At 66.6% G+C, this 16,729-nt stretch carries 14 protein-coding genes; 8 read left to right on the top strand and 6 right to left on the bottom strand.

Annotation, left to right across the window (positions count from 1 at the left end):
* Nucleotides 1–50: 50 nt before the first annotated feature.
* The 3 genes from IOC82_RS14540 to IOC82_RS14530 all read right to left on the bottom strand — a co-directional run bounded on the left by IOC82_RS14540 (nt 51) and on the right by IOC82_RS14530 (nt 3,391).
* Nucleotides 51–1,508, bottom strand: coding sequence for a sugar ABC transporter substrate-binding protein (locus tag IOC82_RS14540; protein ID WP_290546926.1), 1,458 nt, complete (start codon nt 1,506–1,508; stop codon nt 51–53).
* A gap of 72 nt (nt 1,509–1,580) precedes the next feature.
* Complete coding sequence (locus IOC82_RS14535; protein ID WP_290546925.1) at nt 1,581–2,624, bottom strand: NAD(P)-dependent oxidoreductase; 1,044 nt, start codon at nt 2,622–2,624, stop codon at nt 1,581–1,583.
* Nucleotides 2,624–3,391, bottom strand: coding sequence for an aldolase/citrate lyase family protein (locus IOC82_RS14530; protein ID WP_290546924.1), 768 nt, complete (start codon nt 3,389–3,391; stop codon nt 2,624–2,626). Before IOC82_RS14530 ends, IOC82_RS14535 begins: the two co-directional genes overlap by 1 nt.
* Before the next feature lie 103 nt (nt 3,392–3,494).
* Here IOC82_RS14530 and IOC82_RS14525 point away from each other — a divergent pair, with 103 nt between their 5' ends.
* The 8 genes from IOC82_RS14525 (at nt 3,495) to IOC82_RS14490 (ending at nt 12,629) form a co-directional block, all read left to right on the top strand.
* Nucleotides 3,495–4,322: a phosphogluconate dehydrogenase C-terminal domain-containing protein gene (locus tag IOC82_RS14525; RefSeq protein ID WP_290546923.1), complete on the top strand. Its 828-nt coding sequence runs from the start codon at nt 3,495–3,497 to the stop codon at nt 4,320–4,322.
* Between the two features lie 74 nt (nt 4,323–4,396).
* Nucleotides 4,397–5,056, top strand: a complete 660-nt coding sequence (locus IOC82_RS14520; protein WP_290546922.1) for a TerC family protein — start codon at nt 4,397–4,399, stop codon at nt 5,054–5,056.
* Nucleotides 5,056–6,069 (top strand): SIS domain-containing protein, encoded by a 1,014-nt coding sequence (locus IOC82_RS14515; protein WP_290546921.1) that lies wholly within the window; start codon nt 5,056–5,058, stop codon nt 6,067–6,069. The genes IOC82_RS14520 and IOC82_RS14515 overlap by 1 nt, the downstream gene beginning before the upstream one ends.
* A gap of 10 nt (nt 6,070–6,079) precedes the next feature.
* Nucleotides 6,080–6,988: an allantoinase PuuE gene (gene puuE / locus IOC82_RS14510; RefSeq protein ID WP_290546920.1), complete on the top strand. Its 909-nt coding sequence runs from the start codon at nt 6,080–6,082 to the stop codon at nt 6,986–6,988.
* Nucleotides 6,989–6,992: 4 nt separating this feature from the next.
* Complete coding sequence (hisD, locus tag IOC82_RS14505; RefSeq protein ID WP_290546919.1) at nt 6,993–8,318, top strand: histidinol dehydrogenase; 1,326 nt, start codon at nt 6,993–6,995, stop codon at nt 8,316–8,318.
* On the top strand, nt 8,315–9,982 hold the full coding sequence (locus IOC82_RS14500) for a thiamine pyrophosphate-binding protein (protein ID WP_290546918.1): 1,668 nt from the start codon (nt 8,315–8,317) through the stop codon (nt 9,980–9,982). The genes hisD and IOC82_RS14500 overlap by 4 nt, the downstream gene beginning before the upstream one ends.
* A 42-nt stretch (nt 9,983–10,024) precedes the next feature.
* On the top strand, nt 10,025–10,807 hold the full coding sequence (locus tag IOC82_RS14495; protein WP_290546917.1) for a hypothetical protein: 783 nt from the start codon (nt 10,025–10,027) through the stop codon (nt 10,805–10,807).
* Nucleotides 10,808–10,850: 43 nt separating this feature from the next.
* Nucleotides 10,851–12,629 (top strand): ABC transporter ATP-binding protein/permease, encoded by a 1,779-nt coding sequence (locus IOC82_RS14490; protein ID WP_290546916.1) that lies wholly within the window; start codon nt 10,851–10,853, stop codon nt 12,627–12,629.
* Here IOC82_RS14490 and IOC82_RS14485 read toward each other — a convergent pair.
* The 3 genes from IOC82_RS14485 to IOC82_RS14475 are packed head-to-tail and all read right to left on the bottom strand — an operon-like array spanning nt 12,585 to nt 16,652.
* On the bottom strand, nt 12,585–13,805 hold the full coding sequence (locus IOC82_RS14485; RefSeq protein WP_290546915.1) for a glucoamylase family protein: 1,221 nt from the start codon (nt 13,803–13,805) through the stop codon (nt 12,585–12,587). The two genes, IOC82_RS14490 and IOC82_RS14485, sit on opposite strands and share 45 nt — an antisense overlap.
* Complete coding sequence (locus tag IOC82_RS14480; RefSeq protein ID WP_290546914.1) at nt 13,793–16,138, bottom strand: glycoside hydrolase family 3 N-terminal domain-containing protein; 2,346 nt, start codon at nt 16,136–16,138, stop codon at nt 13,793–13,795. The genes IOC82_RS14485 and IOC82_RS14480 overlap by 13 nt, the downstream gene beginning before the upstream one ends.
* Complete coding sequence (locus IOC82_RS14475) at nt 16,092–16,652, bottom strand: hypothetical protein (protein ID WP_290546913.1); 561 nt, start codon at nt 16,650–16,652, stop codon at nt 16,092–16,094. The genes IOC82_RS14480 and IOC82_RS14475 overlap by 47 nt, the downstream gene beginning before the upstream one ends.
* Nucleotides 16,653–16,729: the final 77 nt, after the last annotated feature.

Genomic DNA, 16,729 nt, shown 5'->3' with positions numbered 1-16,729 from the left:
AGCCTCTCCCGCGCCAAACACGGGAGAAGCGGTTGCAGGCCTCAGCGACGTTACATCTTCGGATAGGCGCCGGACTTGGACGCCCAGCTGCTGTAGACTTCCTTCTGCTTGTCGACGCCGATCTTGTCGGTGATGGCGTCCCACTCGGCGGCGGCCGCGTCGGCAATCGCCTTCGGGTCTTCGCCTGCCCACAGCTTGGAGATCATCTGGCGCAGCACTTCCTCGTACTTGTCGGTCTGCAGCACCGAGAGGTCGAGCAAGCCGTTCGTTGCACCAGCCTGGAGGGCCGCGAGGTAGTGCTTCGCGTCCGGCCACTTGGCAAGATATTCGGCCGAGGTGAAGTGCGAGTCGCGGAACGGGTCACGCAGGGCGTAGGGCAGCTGCACGCGCTGCAGCGAGGTCGCTTCGCTGTTCAGCCACTGGATGAACAGGTAGGCCGCTTCCTTGTTCTTCGAGGTTGACGCCACGGAGAGACAGAAGCCCGCGGCCAGTTCCGGATGTCCGCCCGGCGGCATGGCGTAACCCACCTTGCCGGCGATCGTCGACTTCGGAACCCAGCTCAGCACTTCCTGGTCGGTGCCGTATCCGGCGGCCCAGCGGCCATAGGGCGGCCACGAGATGGTCATCGCGGTCTGGCCCTGCAGGAAGGCGGCGAGGTTCTCGACGAAGCCCCATTGCTCGACGCCGGGCGGCATCCACTTGTTTTCCTCGCGCATGTCGGTCAAGACCTTCACGCCCACGTCGGAGTTGATCGTCGCCTTCATCGAGTCGGCATCGAAGAATTTTCCGCCCTCGTTGCGGAAGCGCTCCTGGAACATGAACATGGTATAGGGCGGCTGGCGGAAGAAACCGGCGCCATACATGTTCTTGTCTTTCAGGATTTCGGTGAGCGCCGCGCCGGTGACATCGAAATCGGCCCAGGTGGCGGGCACGGCCAGGTCCTTGCCGGTTTTTTCCTTGAAGGCGGCCTGCACCGCCGGATCGGCGAAGATGTCCTTGCGGAAATACATCACGAACACGTCGCCGTCGTCGGGGAAGCCATAGATCTTGCCGTTCACCATCATCTGGTTGTCACGGTAGGTCGAGGCGATCTTCTGCAGTTCCTCGCGATAGCCGTACTTATCGACATAGGGGTCGAGGTCTTCGAGGGCGCCGGCGTTGACGAGGTCGGGCATCCAGGACGGGATGACGTTCAGCGCGTCATAGGCCCCGGCACCCGACTTGTAATCCTGCATGATCTTGGTGAACATCTCGGCGGTCGAGACCTCGACCACCTTGACGTCGATGCCGGTGAGTTCCTTCCACTTCGGGCCGGAGAAGTTGAGCGGGTCGAGGGCCTGGAGCCCCGCCTCCCAGACGATGGAGATCGTCTGGCCGCTGAATTGCTTGGCGGCGTCCACGGCGGTCTGCGCCGCGTCTGCTGCCGCGGCCTGACGGGCTGCGAAGCTCGTCGAGCCGGCAAGCCCGGCTGCCAAGCCGATCTTGCCCACGTCACGTCTTGTAACCATTATTCGTCCTCCCATTGTTGAACGGCGGCGGTGAGCAGCCATTCGTTTCCCCGCTTCCCGGGGAATTCCTGTTCAGCCGAAGCGCTTCGCAAAGCCTTCAAGCTTGGCCTTGAATCCCTGCCGTTCCAGAACGTCCCGGTTGACCACGCCGCGCGGCTGCTGGCCTTTCATCACGTCGAGCACGGCCTTGATGTCTGCTGCGCCGTTCCCTGCGAAGCACTGGTCGGTCCAGCACAGGGCGTGGGGCGCGGCGATGATGTTGTCGAGTTTGAGCAGCGGGTCGCCGGGATCCGTCGGCTCCTGCTCGAACACGTCGAGCCCGGCGCCGGCGATCCTGTTCTCCTGCAGCACCTTGGTCAGCGCCTTCTGGTCGACGATTGGCCCGCGCGCGGTGTTGATGAGGTAAGCCGTGGGCTTCATCAGCGCGAGGCGCCCGGCATTGACGATGTGGTGCGTCTCGGGGGTGAGCGGGCAGTTGACGCAGAGAATGTCGGAGCGCGCGAACAGCTCCTCGAGCGGCACGAGCTCGATGCCGAGTTCGGCGGCGACCCTTTTGTCCGCGAAGGGGTCATGCGCGATGAAATTCATGTCGAAGGGCCGGGCGAGCCGGAACATTTCCGCGCCGATATTGCCCACTCCCAGCGAGCCCAGCACCTTGCCGACGAGGCCGACGCCCATGTGTGCGCCGCGCGCCGCGAAACCCGGCGGCCCGGAGCGGGCAAGCCTGTCCTTCACCATCAGCTTGCCGGTGAGCGCCAGGATGAAGGTGATGATGGAGACGGCCACCGGGCGCCTGACGCCGTCAGGCGTGATGACGAGAGCGATGTCGTTCGCCGTGCAGGCCGGCACGTCCACCGTGTCATAACCCACCCCGAAGCGCGCCACGACCGCGAGGCGGCCGGACTCGGGCACGCTCGCCGCGTCGAAGCGGTGGGCGAGCAGGATCAGCGCGTCGAAGTCCTCAAGCTGCCCGCCGCCGATCGGCGAGGCATTGTCGAGGAATATCATCTCGACGTTCTTCGCCTCGCGCAGCGGGGCGAGGTCGAAGTCGGGGAAGGTGGGCGATCCGTCCGCCTTTCTGAAATCTCCGGAGAGTGCGACGCGGAACGGGCCCATCACTTCGCTCCTTCGCGGATCGCCCTTGCGGCGGCCGCGAGCCCATCGCGCAGCACCCAGATGTCGCCCGAGTAGCAGATGAAGTCGAAGCCGTCCTTGTAGACGGCGATGCCGGCGTCCGCACTCGGCACCAGCCGGCCGAGGAACTTGCCGTGCTTCTTCGCGGCCTTGATGGTGCGGTCAATGGCGGCGGTGAATTTGGGGTGATTGAACTCGCCGGGAATGCCGAGCGAGACCGAGAGGTCGAAGTGGCCGACCCACAGCCCGTCGACACCGTTCACGCTGGCAATGGCATCGGCATTCTCCGCTCCTTCCGCCGTCTCGATCAGGCAGATCACGGCGGTGCGGTCATTGGCGGCCTTCAGCGCGTCCGCCACTGGGGCGGCGCGATAATTGTCATGCGCCATCTGCAGGCCCACGCCGCGCTTTCCGTCAGGAAAATACTTCACCGAGTCGACCATCGCCTGCGCCTGCGCGGCGGTGGAGATCATCGGTGCGATCAGCCCCTCCGCCCCCATGTCGCAGGCCCGGGCCAGCATGTCATTTTCCTGGGCGGGCACGCGCACGACGAGCGGCACCCGGGCCGCCTCGAAATAGCGGACAGCACTCTTCAGCGTCTCGAAGGAGAAGCCCGAATGCTCCATGTCGAAGAAGGCGAAATCCAGCCCCGCGGCCTTGAGAATGTGGCCGATGCCCGGTGTCGCGAACTCGACGATGAAATTGCCGATCTTCGGCCCCGGCGCGCGCGCGAGTTCCTTGAGCCCCATCGGGGTCATCCTCCCAAACGGCCCGGTTGGCCCCGGGTCACACTGATTGACTTATCATACCAGTAGCATGTAAGCAGACATAAACGCTATCCGAGGTTTCCGCATGACGTCAATCGCACTCTTCGGGGCTGGCGGCAAGATGGGTCACCGTCTCTCGCGAAATCTCAAGGATTCGCCCTTTACCGTCCGCCATGTCGAGGTGAGCGAGCAGGGCAGGGCGCGGCTGGCGCAGGATTTCGGCGTCCAGTGCGTCTCGCCAGAGGTGGCTCTGGCCGATGCGCAGGTGGCGATCCTCGCTGTGCCGGACACCCACATCGGCAAGGTCGCGCAGGCCATCAATCACCTGCTGAGGCCCGGCGCCATGGTCGTGGTGCTGGATGCCGCGGCCCCCTTCGCCGGGCATTTGCCGGAGCGACCGGACCTCACCTATTTCGTCACCCACCCCTGCCACCCGCCGATCTTCAACGACGAGACGGTGATGGAGGCGAAGCTCGACCGTTTCGGTGGCGTCGCGGCCAAGCAGCACATCGTCTCCGCCCTCATGCAGGGGCCGGAGGAGCACTATGCGCTGGGCGAGGAGGTGGCGCGCGCCATCTGGGCCCCCGTCATGCGTTCGCACCGCGTCACGGTGGAGCAGATGGCGCTGCTGGAACCGGGCCTGTCCGAAACCGTCGTCGCCTCGCTCCTCGACGTGATGCGCGAAGCGATGGATGAGGTGGTGGCGCGTGGCGTTCCGGCGGAGGCGGCGCGCGACTTCCTCCTGGGTCACATGAATATCCTGGCCGCGGTGATCTTCAAGGAGCAGCCGGGCGTGTTCTCGGATGCCTGCAACAAGGCCATCGCCTTCGGCAAGCCGATGCTGATGAAGGACGGCTGGAAACGGGTTTTCGAGCCTGAGGAGATTGCGGCCTCGATCCAGCGCATCACCTGAGGGCATGGCCCTATATCGCAGGAAACCCTTGCGCTGTCCGGCCCGTTGGTGCTGATAGCCGCGAGGAGTTCGCGATGCCGGAATTCGTGCAGTCATTGTTGTCGCCCGAAGCGCTGTGGACGCTGGGCCAGGTCATCGTGATCGACCTCGTGCTGGCGGGCGACAACGCGGTGGTGATCGGCCTTGCGGCCGCGGGCCTACCGAAGGACCAGCGCAACAAGGCCATCCTCGTCGGCATCCTCGCGGCCACTGCGCTGCGCATCCTGTTCGCCGCCATTGCGACGCAGCTGATGCAGCTTCTGGGGCTGATCCTGATCGGCGGCATCCTCCTCCTCTGGGTGTGCTGGAAGATGTGGCGCGAATTGCGCAACGGCAGGGCGGAGGAAGAGGGCGTCGAGAACGTGACCGGCGAAGACCTGAACGCCGACCGGACCATCGGCAGCGCGCCCACCGGCAAGAGTTTCGCCCAGGCCGCCTGGCAGATCATCGTGGCGGATGTCTCCATGTCGCTCGACAATGTGCTGGCCGTCGCCGGCGCCGCGCGCGAGCACCCGGGCGTGCTGGTGATCGGCCTCGCTCTGTCCATCGCGTTGATGGGGCTTGCCGCCTCCTTCATAGCGAAGCTGCTCAACCGCTATCGCTGGATCGCCTATGCCGGTCTCGCGATCATCCTTTATGTCGCGCTGCACATGATCTGGCGCGGCCTCCTCGAAGTCTATCCCGTGGTGACCTGATGCTGAATTTCGACCGCGAGCGCTTCCTGAACATCGAGGCCAGCGCCGTGGCGCTGGCTGGCCCCATCCATGCCGCCATCGGGCAGTGCATGGCGAAGGGCGCCAAGAATATCTTTTTCCTCGGCACTGGCGGCGCCGCCATCCTCATGCAGCCTGCGGCCCTGTTGCTGCAGCGCCGCTCCGGTTTCCCAGCCTTTATGGACATTGCGGCGGAGCTCGTCGCCGGCGGCCACCAGGCGCTGGGCAAGGACTCGATTATCGTCATCCCGTCGCTGTCGGGCACAACGAAGGAATCGGTGGCCGCCCTCGACTATTGCAAGGACCGGGGCGCCACCATACTGACGCTGGTGGGCCACGCAGACACCCCGCTCGGGCGGAAGGCCGATCACGCCTTCGTCAACTTCGCGGAGGACGGCACGTCCTCCGAGTCCTTCTATCTCCAGTCGCTGCTGATCGCGCTGTCGGCGATGGCGCACCGCGGCGAGTTTGCGGATTATGAGCGCACGGTGGCGGAGCTCTCCGCGCTGCCGCAGCACCTGCTCGCCGCAAAACAGGCGTTCGAGCCGGAAGCCCTCCGCATCGCGGAGGCCTTCCGCAGCGAGCCCTGGCACATCATCACGGCTGCCGGCGGCTGCTGGGCCGAAGCCTGGTATTACGGCATGTGCATCCTCGAGGAGATGCAGTGGATCAGGACCAGGCCCGTGCATGCCGCCGACTTCTTCCACGGCACGCTGGAGCTGGTCGGGACGGACGTGAGCGTTGTCATCCTCAAGGGCGAGGACGCCTATCGCCCGCTTGCCGGCCGGGTGGAGGCCTTTGCCCGCCAGTACACCGGCAAGGTGACGGTGCTCGACTCCGCACGCTACGAGATGCCCGGCATCTCGCCGGAAACGCGTGCGTTGATCTCGCCCATCATCCTTGCCACTATCCTTGAGCGCCTGTCGGCGCATCTCGAGGTGAAGCGCAACCATCCGCTGACCACCCGGCGCTATTACAAGAAAGTCTCCTATTGAGGGCCAGGGCATGACCACTTCCTACCCGCGTGACATGAAGGGCTATGGCCGGGCCATCCCGGACCCGAAGTGGCCAGGCGCCGCCCATGTCGCCGTGCAGTTCGTGCTCAACTACGAAGAGGGCGGCGAGAACAACATTCTCCACGGCGATGCCGCCTCCGAGGCCTTCCTGTCGGAGATCGTCGGCGCCCAGCCCTGGGTGGGCCAGCGCCACTGGAACATGGAGTCGATCTATGAATATGGCGCCCGCGCCGGCTTCTGGCGGCTGTGGCGCATGTTCACCGAACGCAAGCTTCCGCTCACCATTTATGGCGTCGCCACCGCCATGGCGCGCTCGCCGGATCAGGTGCAGGCCATGAAGGAGGCGGGCTGGGAGATTGCCAGCCACGGCCTCAAATGGGTCGAGCACAAGGATATGCCGGAGGAGGAGGAGCGCCGCCAGATCGCCGGGGCGATCCGCCTGCACCGGGACGTGACCGGCGAGCGCCCGCTCGGCTGGTACACTGGCCGCTGCTCGATGAACACGACGAAACTCGTGATGGAGGAGGGCGGCTTCCTCTATTCCTCCGACGATTATGCGGACGACCTGCCGTATTTCCTGAACAAGGCGAATGGCGGCCGGCACCTCATCATTCCCTACACGCTCGACGCCAACGACATGCGCTTCGCCACCCCGCAGGGCTTCAACACCGGCGAGCATTTCTTCCAGTATCTCAAGGACAGCTTCGACTGCCTTTATGAAGAAGGCCGCCGCGGTTCGCCCAAAATGATGTCGGTGGGCCTGCATTGCCGGCTTGCCGGCAGGCCGGGCCGCGCCCTGGGCCTCGCCAAATTCATCGACTACGTGCTGAGCCACGACAAGGTGTGGATCCCGCGCCGCATCGACATTGCCCGCCACTGGCTGAAGACATTCGGATAATCGCATGGCTATCTCCTTCCACGACCTGTCGAAGATGACGCGCACCGCGCGTGACCAGCTGCTGAAGCGCGCCGAGGCCGATCTCTCCGAGTTCGAGGAGAAGGTGAAGCCCATCATCCACGCCGTGCGCCATGAGGGCGACAAGGCGGTGGCGCGCTTTGCCCGCCAGTTCGACAAGGCGCCGGTCGAGGCCGGTTCGCTGGCCGCCACGGAGGCCGATTTCGCACGCGCAGAGAAGACGCTGGACCCCAAAGTGAAGGAAGCCCTCGGCTTCATGGCGGGCTCCATCCGCAAATTCCACGAGGACCAGAAGCCAGAGGAAATGTGGTTCCACGAAATCCGCCCCGGCGTCTTCGCGGGCGACCGCACTACCGCCATTCCCTCGGTCGCCTGCTACGTGCCGCGCGGCAAGGGGGCGTTTCCGTCCTCGGTGCTGATGGAGGCGATCCCGGCGGCTGTCGCGGGTGTGAAGGAGATTTGCATCATCACCCCGCCGGGACGGGACGGTTCGATCGATGACGCGACGCTGGTCGCCGCGCGCATGGCGGGTGTCTCCAAGGTGTTCAAGGCCGGTGGCGCGCAGGGCATCGCGGCTGTGGCCTATGGCACGGCCACGATCCCCAGGTGCTCGAAGGTGGTGGGGCCGGGAAGCCCCTGGGTGGGCGCTGCCAAGCGCCTCGTCTCGCATGTCATCGACACCGGCACGCCGGCCGGCCCCAGCGAGTTGATCGTGCTGGCGGACGAAACCGCCGATGGCCGCCTCGCCGCGCTCGATCTCATTATCGAGTCGGAGCATGGGCCCGACTCCTCCGCCTTCCTCGTGACGTGGGACGCCAAGGTGGCGGAAGACGCGATGCAGGCCATCCCCGACTTCTGGCAGCAGATGGGCGAACAGCGCGTGTCCTATTCCTCGGCCGTGTTGGGCGGCCCGATGGGCGGCATCGTGCTGGCCCGCGACGAGGCGGAGGCCATCGCCTTCTGCAACGAGTATGCGCCGGAGCATCTGGGCGTTCATTCCGGCGAGCCCTTCCAGTATCTGGGCCGCCTGGAGAATGCCGGCGAGATCCTCTTGGGCCGCCACACGCCGCCGACCCTCGGCAACTTCGTGATCGGCGTCAACCATGTGCTTCCCACCAGCGGCTGGGCCAGGACCGGCTCGCCCTTGACCGTGCATGATTTCATGAAGCGCACCTCCGTCGCCTATGTGACCGGCAAGGGCTATCCCGAGCTCGCCAGGCACGCCGAAGTCATCGCCCGCTACGAGGGCTTCGACGGCCACGCCAATGCCGTTTCCGAAACCCGCGCCCGCCTGCTGAGAACCAATCGATGATCAAGCGAACCGGCGGCCAGATCCTCGTCGACCAGCTGAAACTTCACGGCACGTCCCATGTCTTCTGCGTGCCGGGAGAAAGCTACTTGGCCGTGCTCGACGCGTTGCATGACGCCGCGATCAAGACCATTGTCTGCCGCCAGGAAGGCGGGGCCGCCTACATGGCCGAAGCCGCGGGCAAGATGACGGGCCGGCCCGGCATCGTCATGGTCACCCGCGGACCCGGCGCCACCAATGCCTCCTGTGGCGTTCACGTGGCCGCGCAGGATTCGACCCCGCTCATCATGTTCGTGGGGCAAGTCGCGCGCGGCATGAAGGAGCGCGAGGCCTTCCAGGAGATCGACTGCAAGGCGGTCTTCGGTTCCATGGCCAAATGGGTGGTGGAGATCGACCGCGCCGAACGCATTCCCGAAATCGTCAGCCGCGCCTTCCACGTGGCAACGCAAGGCCGCCCCGGCCCCGTGGTGATCGCACTGCCGGAAGACATGCTCGCCGACCGGGTGGAGGTGGCCGACGCGCCGCCCTGCGCGCCCGTTGTGATGAAGCCCGGCGCCGCCGACATGGAGGCGCTGCGGCGCCGCCTGCTCGCAGCGGAGCGCCCCATTGTGCTCGCCGGCGGCTCCGGCTGGAGCGAGCAGGGGGTGAAGGATCTCGTGCGCTTCGCCGAGGCTTTCGATCTCCCCGTCGCCGTCACCTTCCGCCGCCAGATGCTGTTTCCGGCGGATCATCCGAACTTCGCAGGCGATCTCGGCATCGGCCCCAACCCGAAGCTGCTGCAGCGCGTGAAGGATGCCGACCTTGTGCTGCTCGTCGGCGGCAGGCTCTCCGAGATGCCGTCGCAGAGCTACACGCTGCTCGACATTCCGGGCGATGGGTTGAAGCTCGTCCATGTTCATCCGGGTGCGGAGGAACTGAACAAGGTTTACCGCGCAGGGCTCGGCATTCTGGCCACACCCCATGCCTTCACGGCCGCCGCCGCCGAACTGCCGAAGCCCAATGCGGTGAACTGGGCCGGTGCGCCGAAGGCCGCCCATGCCGATTACCTGGCGTGGAGTGACACCTCGAAGGTCAGGACCGCCGGCAGCCTGCAGATGGCGGAGGTCATGGAACACCTGAAACAGGTGATGCCGGCCGACACCGTCTACTGCAATGGCGCAGGCAATTATGCCACCTGGGTGCACCGCTTCTGGCCCTTCCGCGCCTTCGCCTCGCAGCTCGCACCCACCTCCGGCACCATGGGCTATGGCGTGCCGGCCTCGGTTGCCGCCAAGTCTTTGAAGCCCGGGCGCGAGGTCATCGCCTTCGCCGGCGATGGCTGCTTCATGATGAACGGCCAGGAATTCGCCACCCTCATGCAGTATGGCCTCCCCGTCATCGTGGTGGTGGTCGACAACGGCATGTACGGCACCATCCGCATGCACCAGGAGCGGGAATACCCCAACCGCATCTCGGCCACCGAACTGAAGAACCCGGACTTCGCGGCGCTGGCCCGCGCCTATGGCGGCCATGGCGAAACCGTGCGGACCACCGCCGAGTTCGGCCCGGCGCTGGCCCGCGCCCGCACCAGCGGGACACCGGCGATCATCCACTGCCTTCTGGACCCGGAGGCCATCACCCCGGCCCGCAGTCTCTCCGACATCCGCAACGCATCCCTGAAGAAATAGGAAAACTTGACGGACGGGCCTCCCTGAGGCTCAAATGGGGCCATGACCACCGCTTCGCGCGCCGAAACCGTTCCGCTCGCCGCCCATGCCACCTGCGCTGCCGCAGGGGTGCGCGATGGCTTGCGCGCCGCCCAGTATTACATCCGCGACCTCGCCAATGCGGACCGGTTCGGCAAGGGTGAGCCCAACCGCGTGCCCTTCCTCTCCCGCTTCGTGGCGCGGGGGGCCCGCATGGTGGACGCGCTGATGAACTGGAGCGCCAATGTCTCGATCGCGCTGTTCCTGCCGTCCTGGCGCAAACTGCCATCGCCCTTCACGCCCGGGCTGATGCATGCGGTGGCGAAAGACATCCGCAGCGACCGCCTCACCCACAACCCCACCTTCAACGCCTACTTTTACCGCGCCGCCATCCACGTCGCCGGGCGCTATTCCTCGCCCCCCTGGCTCATCCTCGAGCACCGGGTGGATGCCGCCCGCCGCAGCCTCGCCCCGCGCCTCGACGAGGCCGTCTCCGACAACGAGATGATGGCGCGTATTCTGATCGCGCTGGCCGGGCAGGGCCCGGTCGCCCGCATCGGCGCGGTTTCGGAGAAGAACCGCTTCTTTGCGAAGGCCGAGACCAATGTTGCGGTGTTCTCCATCGCCTGCGTGGCGCTGATGTTCGCGGCGGACGGCAAGCCCACCGGGGCGATCGACGAGGACGAGTTCTTCACCGTCACCGGCGCGCTCATCGGCCCGCGCCTGTCCGCCATTACCCGCCTCATCGAGGCCAATGACGAAGCGGGCCTCGCGCGCGAGCTCGCCGACATCAAGTCGATGTATTGAGCGGGTTCTTTCGCGCGCCGGCGCCCGGAGATAAGCTCAGCCGATGAACGAGCCGGCAACCGGACAGGGCCTTGGCGGACAGCTCGGCGGGATGGTTGCGCTGCTGCGCGCCAGCCGCTGCGGCGGGCGCATCCTGCTGCTGATGGCGGCGCTCGTCGCGGTGATTGCCGCCACGGCCTGGTACCAGATCCTGCTCAACGCCTGGAACAAGCCGTTCTACGACTCGCTCACCCACAAGGACTTTGCGGGCTTTCTGCATCAGCTGCGCGTCTTCGCCGGGCTGGCCCTGGTGCTGCTCGCCCTCAATGTCGGGCAGCTCTGGCTCGACCAGACGCTGAAGCTCACGCTGCGCCGGGGCCTGTTGGGCGCGCTGCTTGGCCAGTGGATGAAGCCCGGCCGTGCCGACGCCATCGCCCGCTCCGGTTCGATCGGCGAAAACCCAGACCAGCGCATGCAGATCGATGCAGACAATCTGGCCGACCTCACCGCCGCACTGGGCATCGGCCTGTTCCAGTCCACCTTGCTGCTGGTCTCCTTCATCGGCGTCCTGTGGGGGCAGTCGGGCACGGTGAGCATTCCCGTCGCCGGTCACAGCTACGAGATCCATGGCTTCATGGTGTGGTGCGCGCTGCTCTATGCGGGGGCCGCCTCGTGGCTCAGCTGGCGGGTGGGCCGCCGGCTGGTCGGTCTCAATGCCGAACGCTCGGCGCGCGAGGCGTCGTTCCGCTTCGAACTCGTGCGGGTGAACGAATCGCGGGACAACATCGCCATCCACCATGGCGAGGCCGCGGAGTTGCAGCGTATCGGCGCCACCTTCGGCCATGTGGTGGATGTCATCCGCGCCGCCATCCGCGCCACGGTGGGGCTCACCTGGGTGACGGCGGGCTTCGGCTGGTTCGCGCTGGTGGCGCCCATCGTGGCGGCATCGCCCTTCTATTTCGCCGGAAGCATGACCATCGGCGAGTTGATGCTCATCGTCGGCGCCTTCAACCAGGTGCAGAGCGCGCTGCGCTGGTATGTCAACAATGTCCCCGCCATCGCCAACTGGCGGGCAACGCTCGGCCGCGTCACCAGCTTCCACCACGCGCTCGCCGCGCTTGACAATGCCGCCGTGACCGGGGCCCCGCGCATCGCGCGGCGCGAGGAGGGCAACAGTGCAGCCTTCTCCGGCCTCCGCGTGATGACGCCCTATCTCTGCGTCAGCCTCGCCGAAGACCCGGTGGTGGCCGGCCCCGGCGAGCGCCTGCTGCTGCATGGCCTTTCGGGCTCCGGCAAGACGCTGCTGTTCCGCGCCATCGCGGGACTGTGGGCGATTGGCGAAGGCCGCATCGTTATGCCGGCCCAGGGCCGCGCGCTTTACATGCCCACCGAAGCCTATGTGCCGCCGGGTCCGCTCATCGATGCGGTTTGCTATCCGCATCCGCCCGGCGATTATGCGCCGGGCGAGGTGGCCGCCGCGCTCGATGCGGTGGGCCTCGGTCATCTGGTGGCGGGACTCTCCGTCTCCGGGCGCTGGGACCAGTCGCTGAATGCCAGCGAGCGCCAATCCATCGCCTTCGCCCGCGCCATGCTGCAGAAGCCGGACTGGCTGGTGATGGACGATGCGCTGGCGCAGATCGACCCGGAAGCCCAGGGCAAGATCGTTGCCCTGCTGAGGGGTCCGCTCGCCCATGCCGGCCTGCTTGGCATCGGCAATGGCATGGGAAGCGAATCTGACGGGCTCTACCAGCGCAGCGTCGCCATCGTCTCGGAGCCGGGCGTTCCCGTGCCGCCTTTTTCAGGCCGCGCGCCAGCCGTGGTAGCGGATGCCCAGCCGGCTTAGCCCCGCACGCACCTCGGGCGCGGACATGAACAGCTGCCACAGCAATCCCGAGCGGTGATTCTCGATCATCGCCACGATCGGCCCCTGGTTGATGGCGAGGTGGCTCTCCGCGACCCAGCCCTCCTGCGGGCAGAAGGCGTCGCGGAAGCCATAATCGCCCCACAGCGCGCCATCCTGATAGCGATTGAAATGGCTGAGCGCCGCCAGCGCGGCGTGCGGCAGATAGGGCATGGAGGCGAGCGCGGCCGTGGGCGCAATCACACCCTTGTCGTGCGCTGGCGCGAAGGCCTCGTAGCCATGCGGCCCATCGCAGGAGGTGAGGCCCCAGCAATCCTTGCCATAGCCCGCGAAACCATGCGGGTTGGCCATGCAATGCGCCCGGTTGATACGCACCTGCGCCCGGTTTTGGCCGAAGAAAGAAAGGCCGTCATCCTCAAGCCCGCGCGGGTCGAGGCCCAGGAAGGAATAGTGGGAAAAGAACAGCGGCCCCCCCATCGCCGGTCCGAGCGGCAAGTATATGCGGTAATAGCTCTGCCCATTGCGGTAAGTGGGGCTGTTCTTCCAGCCCAGCCAATAGGCGCGCGGGTCGATGGAGTGGGTGGGCGAGCCCGCGCCCAGCACGAAGGCGACAAGCGCCTCATGCCAGCCGCGCAGTTCAAGCCCCATGCCGAAGCCGTGCCGCGGGCTCCAGTGCCACATCATGGCGCCGGGCGACGGGCAATAGCCCGCCCAGTCGACGCCGCGCCACAGCTCGTCGATCAGCCGCGTCAGGCGCGGCGCGGACCCGCCCAGATATTGCCGCGCCGTGATGAGCCCCATCACCAGGAATGCCGTCTCCACAATGTCGCCGCCATCGTCCTGGGGCGAAAAGGAGACGGTGGCGCCGCTATTGCCGTTCATCCAATGCGCGAAGGCGCCGCGGTAGCGCGGCGCGCTCAGCAGGAACTCGCAGATGCGGGTGATCTGCGCCGCGGCGTGTTCAGCTCCGAGAAAATGTCGCCTGACGCCCGCCATCATCGCCATGATGCCGAAGCCGGTGCCGCCCGTCGTCACCGTGTCCAGCATGCCGGGCGTGCCAAAGCGTTCGCGCGCCATGCCGCTTTCCGGGTGGGCGAAGTCGGTGAAATAGCGCAGCGTCTCCATCTGCACCTTATCGAGCAGGGTCAGGCGTCCCATGTGACCGTCAGCGGCTGCACGTCGCGCGCATTGGGGCCGAGCATCAGGATGAACTCGCCCGGCTCCCAGCTGCGCGTCATGCTCTCGAGCGAGGCGCCGCGGTCATAGCAGAGGTCCGCCACCGTCAGGCGGAAGCGCGCAACCGCTGTGTCACCCGGTTTGAGCGTGAGGCGCACGAAGCCCCGGAGCTCGCGCACCGGCCGCGAGATCGTGGCCACGGGGTCACGCAGCCAAAGCTGCACCACCTCGGTGCCTTCGCGCTCACCCGCATTGGTCACCGGCACGCTCACCTCCAGCACCGCCTGCCCGCCCTTCAGCAGGCGCGCGCTGGCGGTGGCCGCGCCATAATCGAAGCGCGTGTAGGTGAGGCCGAAGCCCGCGGGGAACAGCGGCGTTGCCGGCCCTTCGAGAATGCAGGCCGTGGTGAACTTGCGGAACGCGTGGCGGCCCGTTTCATCCAGCTCATGGTCGCCCGCGACATCGATGCCGATCGCATCCCTGGGCCGCCCTGTTGGCAATTCCTCGGTGGCCAGCGGCAATTGCCCCACATGGCGCGGCAGGGCCATGCTGAGGCGCCCAGAGGGCGCCTTGCCGCCATAGATCACGTCGGCAATGGCGTGCCCGCCTTCCGCGCCGGGGTGCCCGGTCCAGATTAACGCATCCGCCGCCATTATGCCCGTCAACGCCAGGGGCCGGCCTGCGATGGCGATCGCCACCAGCGGCTTGCCCGTGGCGCGCATGGCGTCGAATAGCGCCTGCTGCGCGCCCGGCAGCGCAATGTCGAGCCGCGTCGAACTCTCGCCCGCATGTTCCTTCGCTTCGCCGAGGCACAGCACGATGGCGTCCGCCTCTGAAGCGACGGCGCGTGCCTCGGCGATCATCTCCGCCAGTGGCCGGCCGTCGATGACCGCGGAGGGCATCTGCCGGTTGTGGATGTTGAGCCGCGCCGCCACATTGCCATCCTCGACGATGTTGCAACCCTTGGCGTGCAGCACGTGGGTATTGCCGCCGCCTTGGCGCAGGCCGTCCAGCACCGTCACGTTGCTCATCGGATCGACGTCGATGGCCCATGTCCCCTGCATGTCGATGCGGTTGTCCGCCAGCGGCCCGATCACCGCGAGTCTGCCGCCGCGGGCGAGCGGCAGCACGCCATCGTTTTTCAGCAGCACCAGGCCCTTCACCGCCGCCTCGCGCGCCAGCGCCACATGGGCGGGCTTGCGCACGCGGCGCGAGCCTTCTTCGAGGCCGAGATAGGGATCCTCGAACAATCCCAGCCGCGCCTTGGCTTCCAGCACCAGGCGGCAGCGCGCTGTCACCTCGTCCTCCGTGATGCGGCCCTCCGCCACCAGCCCTTCGAGGTGATTGAGGAAGGCCCCTGACACGAGGTCCACCGTCACCCCCGCCGTGAAGGCGAGATAGGCCGCCTCGCGCGCATTGGCCGCAATCCCGTGGTTGACGAGTTCGGGGTCGATCGCGGTGAAGTCCGTCACCACGAGCCCCTCGAAGCCGAAGCGCTCGCGCAGAACATGGTGCAGCAGCACGCGGTGCGCCGTCGCCGGCATGCCGTTCAAGGCCGAGAAGGCCACCATCACCGCGCCCGCGCCCGCCGCGATGCCGGCGCGGAAGGGTTCCATGATGCGCATCAGCGCCGCCGGGCTCGCCTCCACCGCGGCATAGTCACGCCCCGCCAGCGCCAGGCCATAGCCCGCGAAGTGCTTGAGCGTCGCCATCATGCGGGAGGGTTTGGCCACATCGCCATCGGACCCCTGATAGCCCTGCACCACGGCCTCGGCATATCTTGAACAGAGATAGGGCAGCTCGCCATGGCCTTCGGCCACGCGGCCCCAGCGCGCGTCATGGCTGATATCCAGCATCGGCGCCCAGTTCAGGTTCACCCCATCGGCGCGTGCCTCCGCCGCCGTCATTTGCGCGATGCGCCGCAGCAGCTCCGGCTCCCACGAGCAGGATTGCGCAAGCGGAATGGGCGCCCCCGTCACATAGCGCTGCAAACAGTCCCTGGCGAAGAACAGCGGAATGCCATGCGGCCCTTGTTCCACGGCGAGCTTCTGCAGCGCCCGCCGCGCCGCGGCATCATGGCCGGCCGACGTGCCGCATAGCTCGCCGCGCAGGATCAGCGTCCTGGTGTCCGCCCCCTGGGCCGCCCCGGTTGTGGGCAAGCCTCCGGCATGGGGATAATTCAATTGCCCCACCTTCTCGCGCAGGCTCATGCGCGCGAGAAGATCATCGATCATCTTGCTGTGCGGCACGCCATCGGCCCCGAAGTCGTCAATCGGCGGCGAGTATAGGGTTGCCGTCTTCCCGTGTCTTCCCATTCCTCCGCGCCTGCGCCCTTGCGCAGGCGCGCGCGGCCGCTCCGCACAGGAAGCCCTTTTTCTGCGCCGCCCAAGCCTTGAGCGAAATGGCGGCGCCCGCAAAGTCCGCCCAGTAGCCGAAGGCGGCGACGCGCCGCCCCGTGTCGTCGACCAGATATTCGAGGTCATAAAGCGTGCCGCCGCCCGCCGTGAAGCGCTTGAGCAGCACCTGCCCCGCCGGCTGGCCCTTGTAGGCATGGCCGAACATGATGTGGCGGTGGGTGAGGGGTGTGCCGTCGTCCGGCAGTTCCTTGAGCCCGAAAACGATGGCATCCTCCGGCGCCTGGGGCCAGAGGTTCTCAGGCGCGATTGCGCAGCCCGCGGCTTTGTAGCCGTCGATCGGAATGGCCCTGACCGAGCTGTCCTCGACGGTGACCTTGATCCCCGCCTTCGCGAGGGCCGCAGCACCTTCGGGTGTCAGCCCCACGCGTTCCCTGTTCGGTAGCTGCTCGGCCCTGTCCCACAGATGCGTCATTCGCTGCACCCCGGAAAGGTCCCGCGTGTATGGCGCAAGTGCGGGCGCGGTTCCAGTGCGCCGTGGCGCGTGTGAAC

Origin of the sequence: Aestuariivirga sp. (assembly GCF_020252395.1) — a bacterium.
Lineage (GTDB): Bacteria > Pseudomonadota > Alphaproteobacteria > Rhizobiales > Aestuariivirgaceae > Aestuariivirga.
Note: the sequence above shows the minus strand (reverse complement) of the source record. Positions and strands in the feature narration are given on the sequence as shown.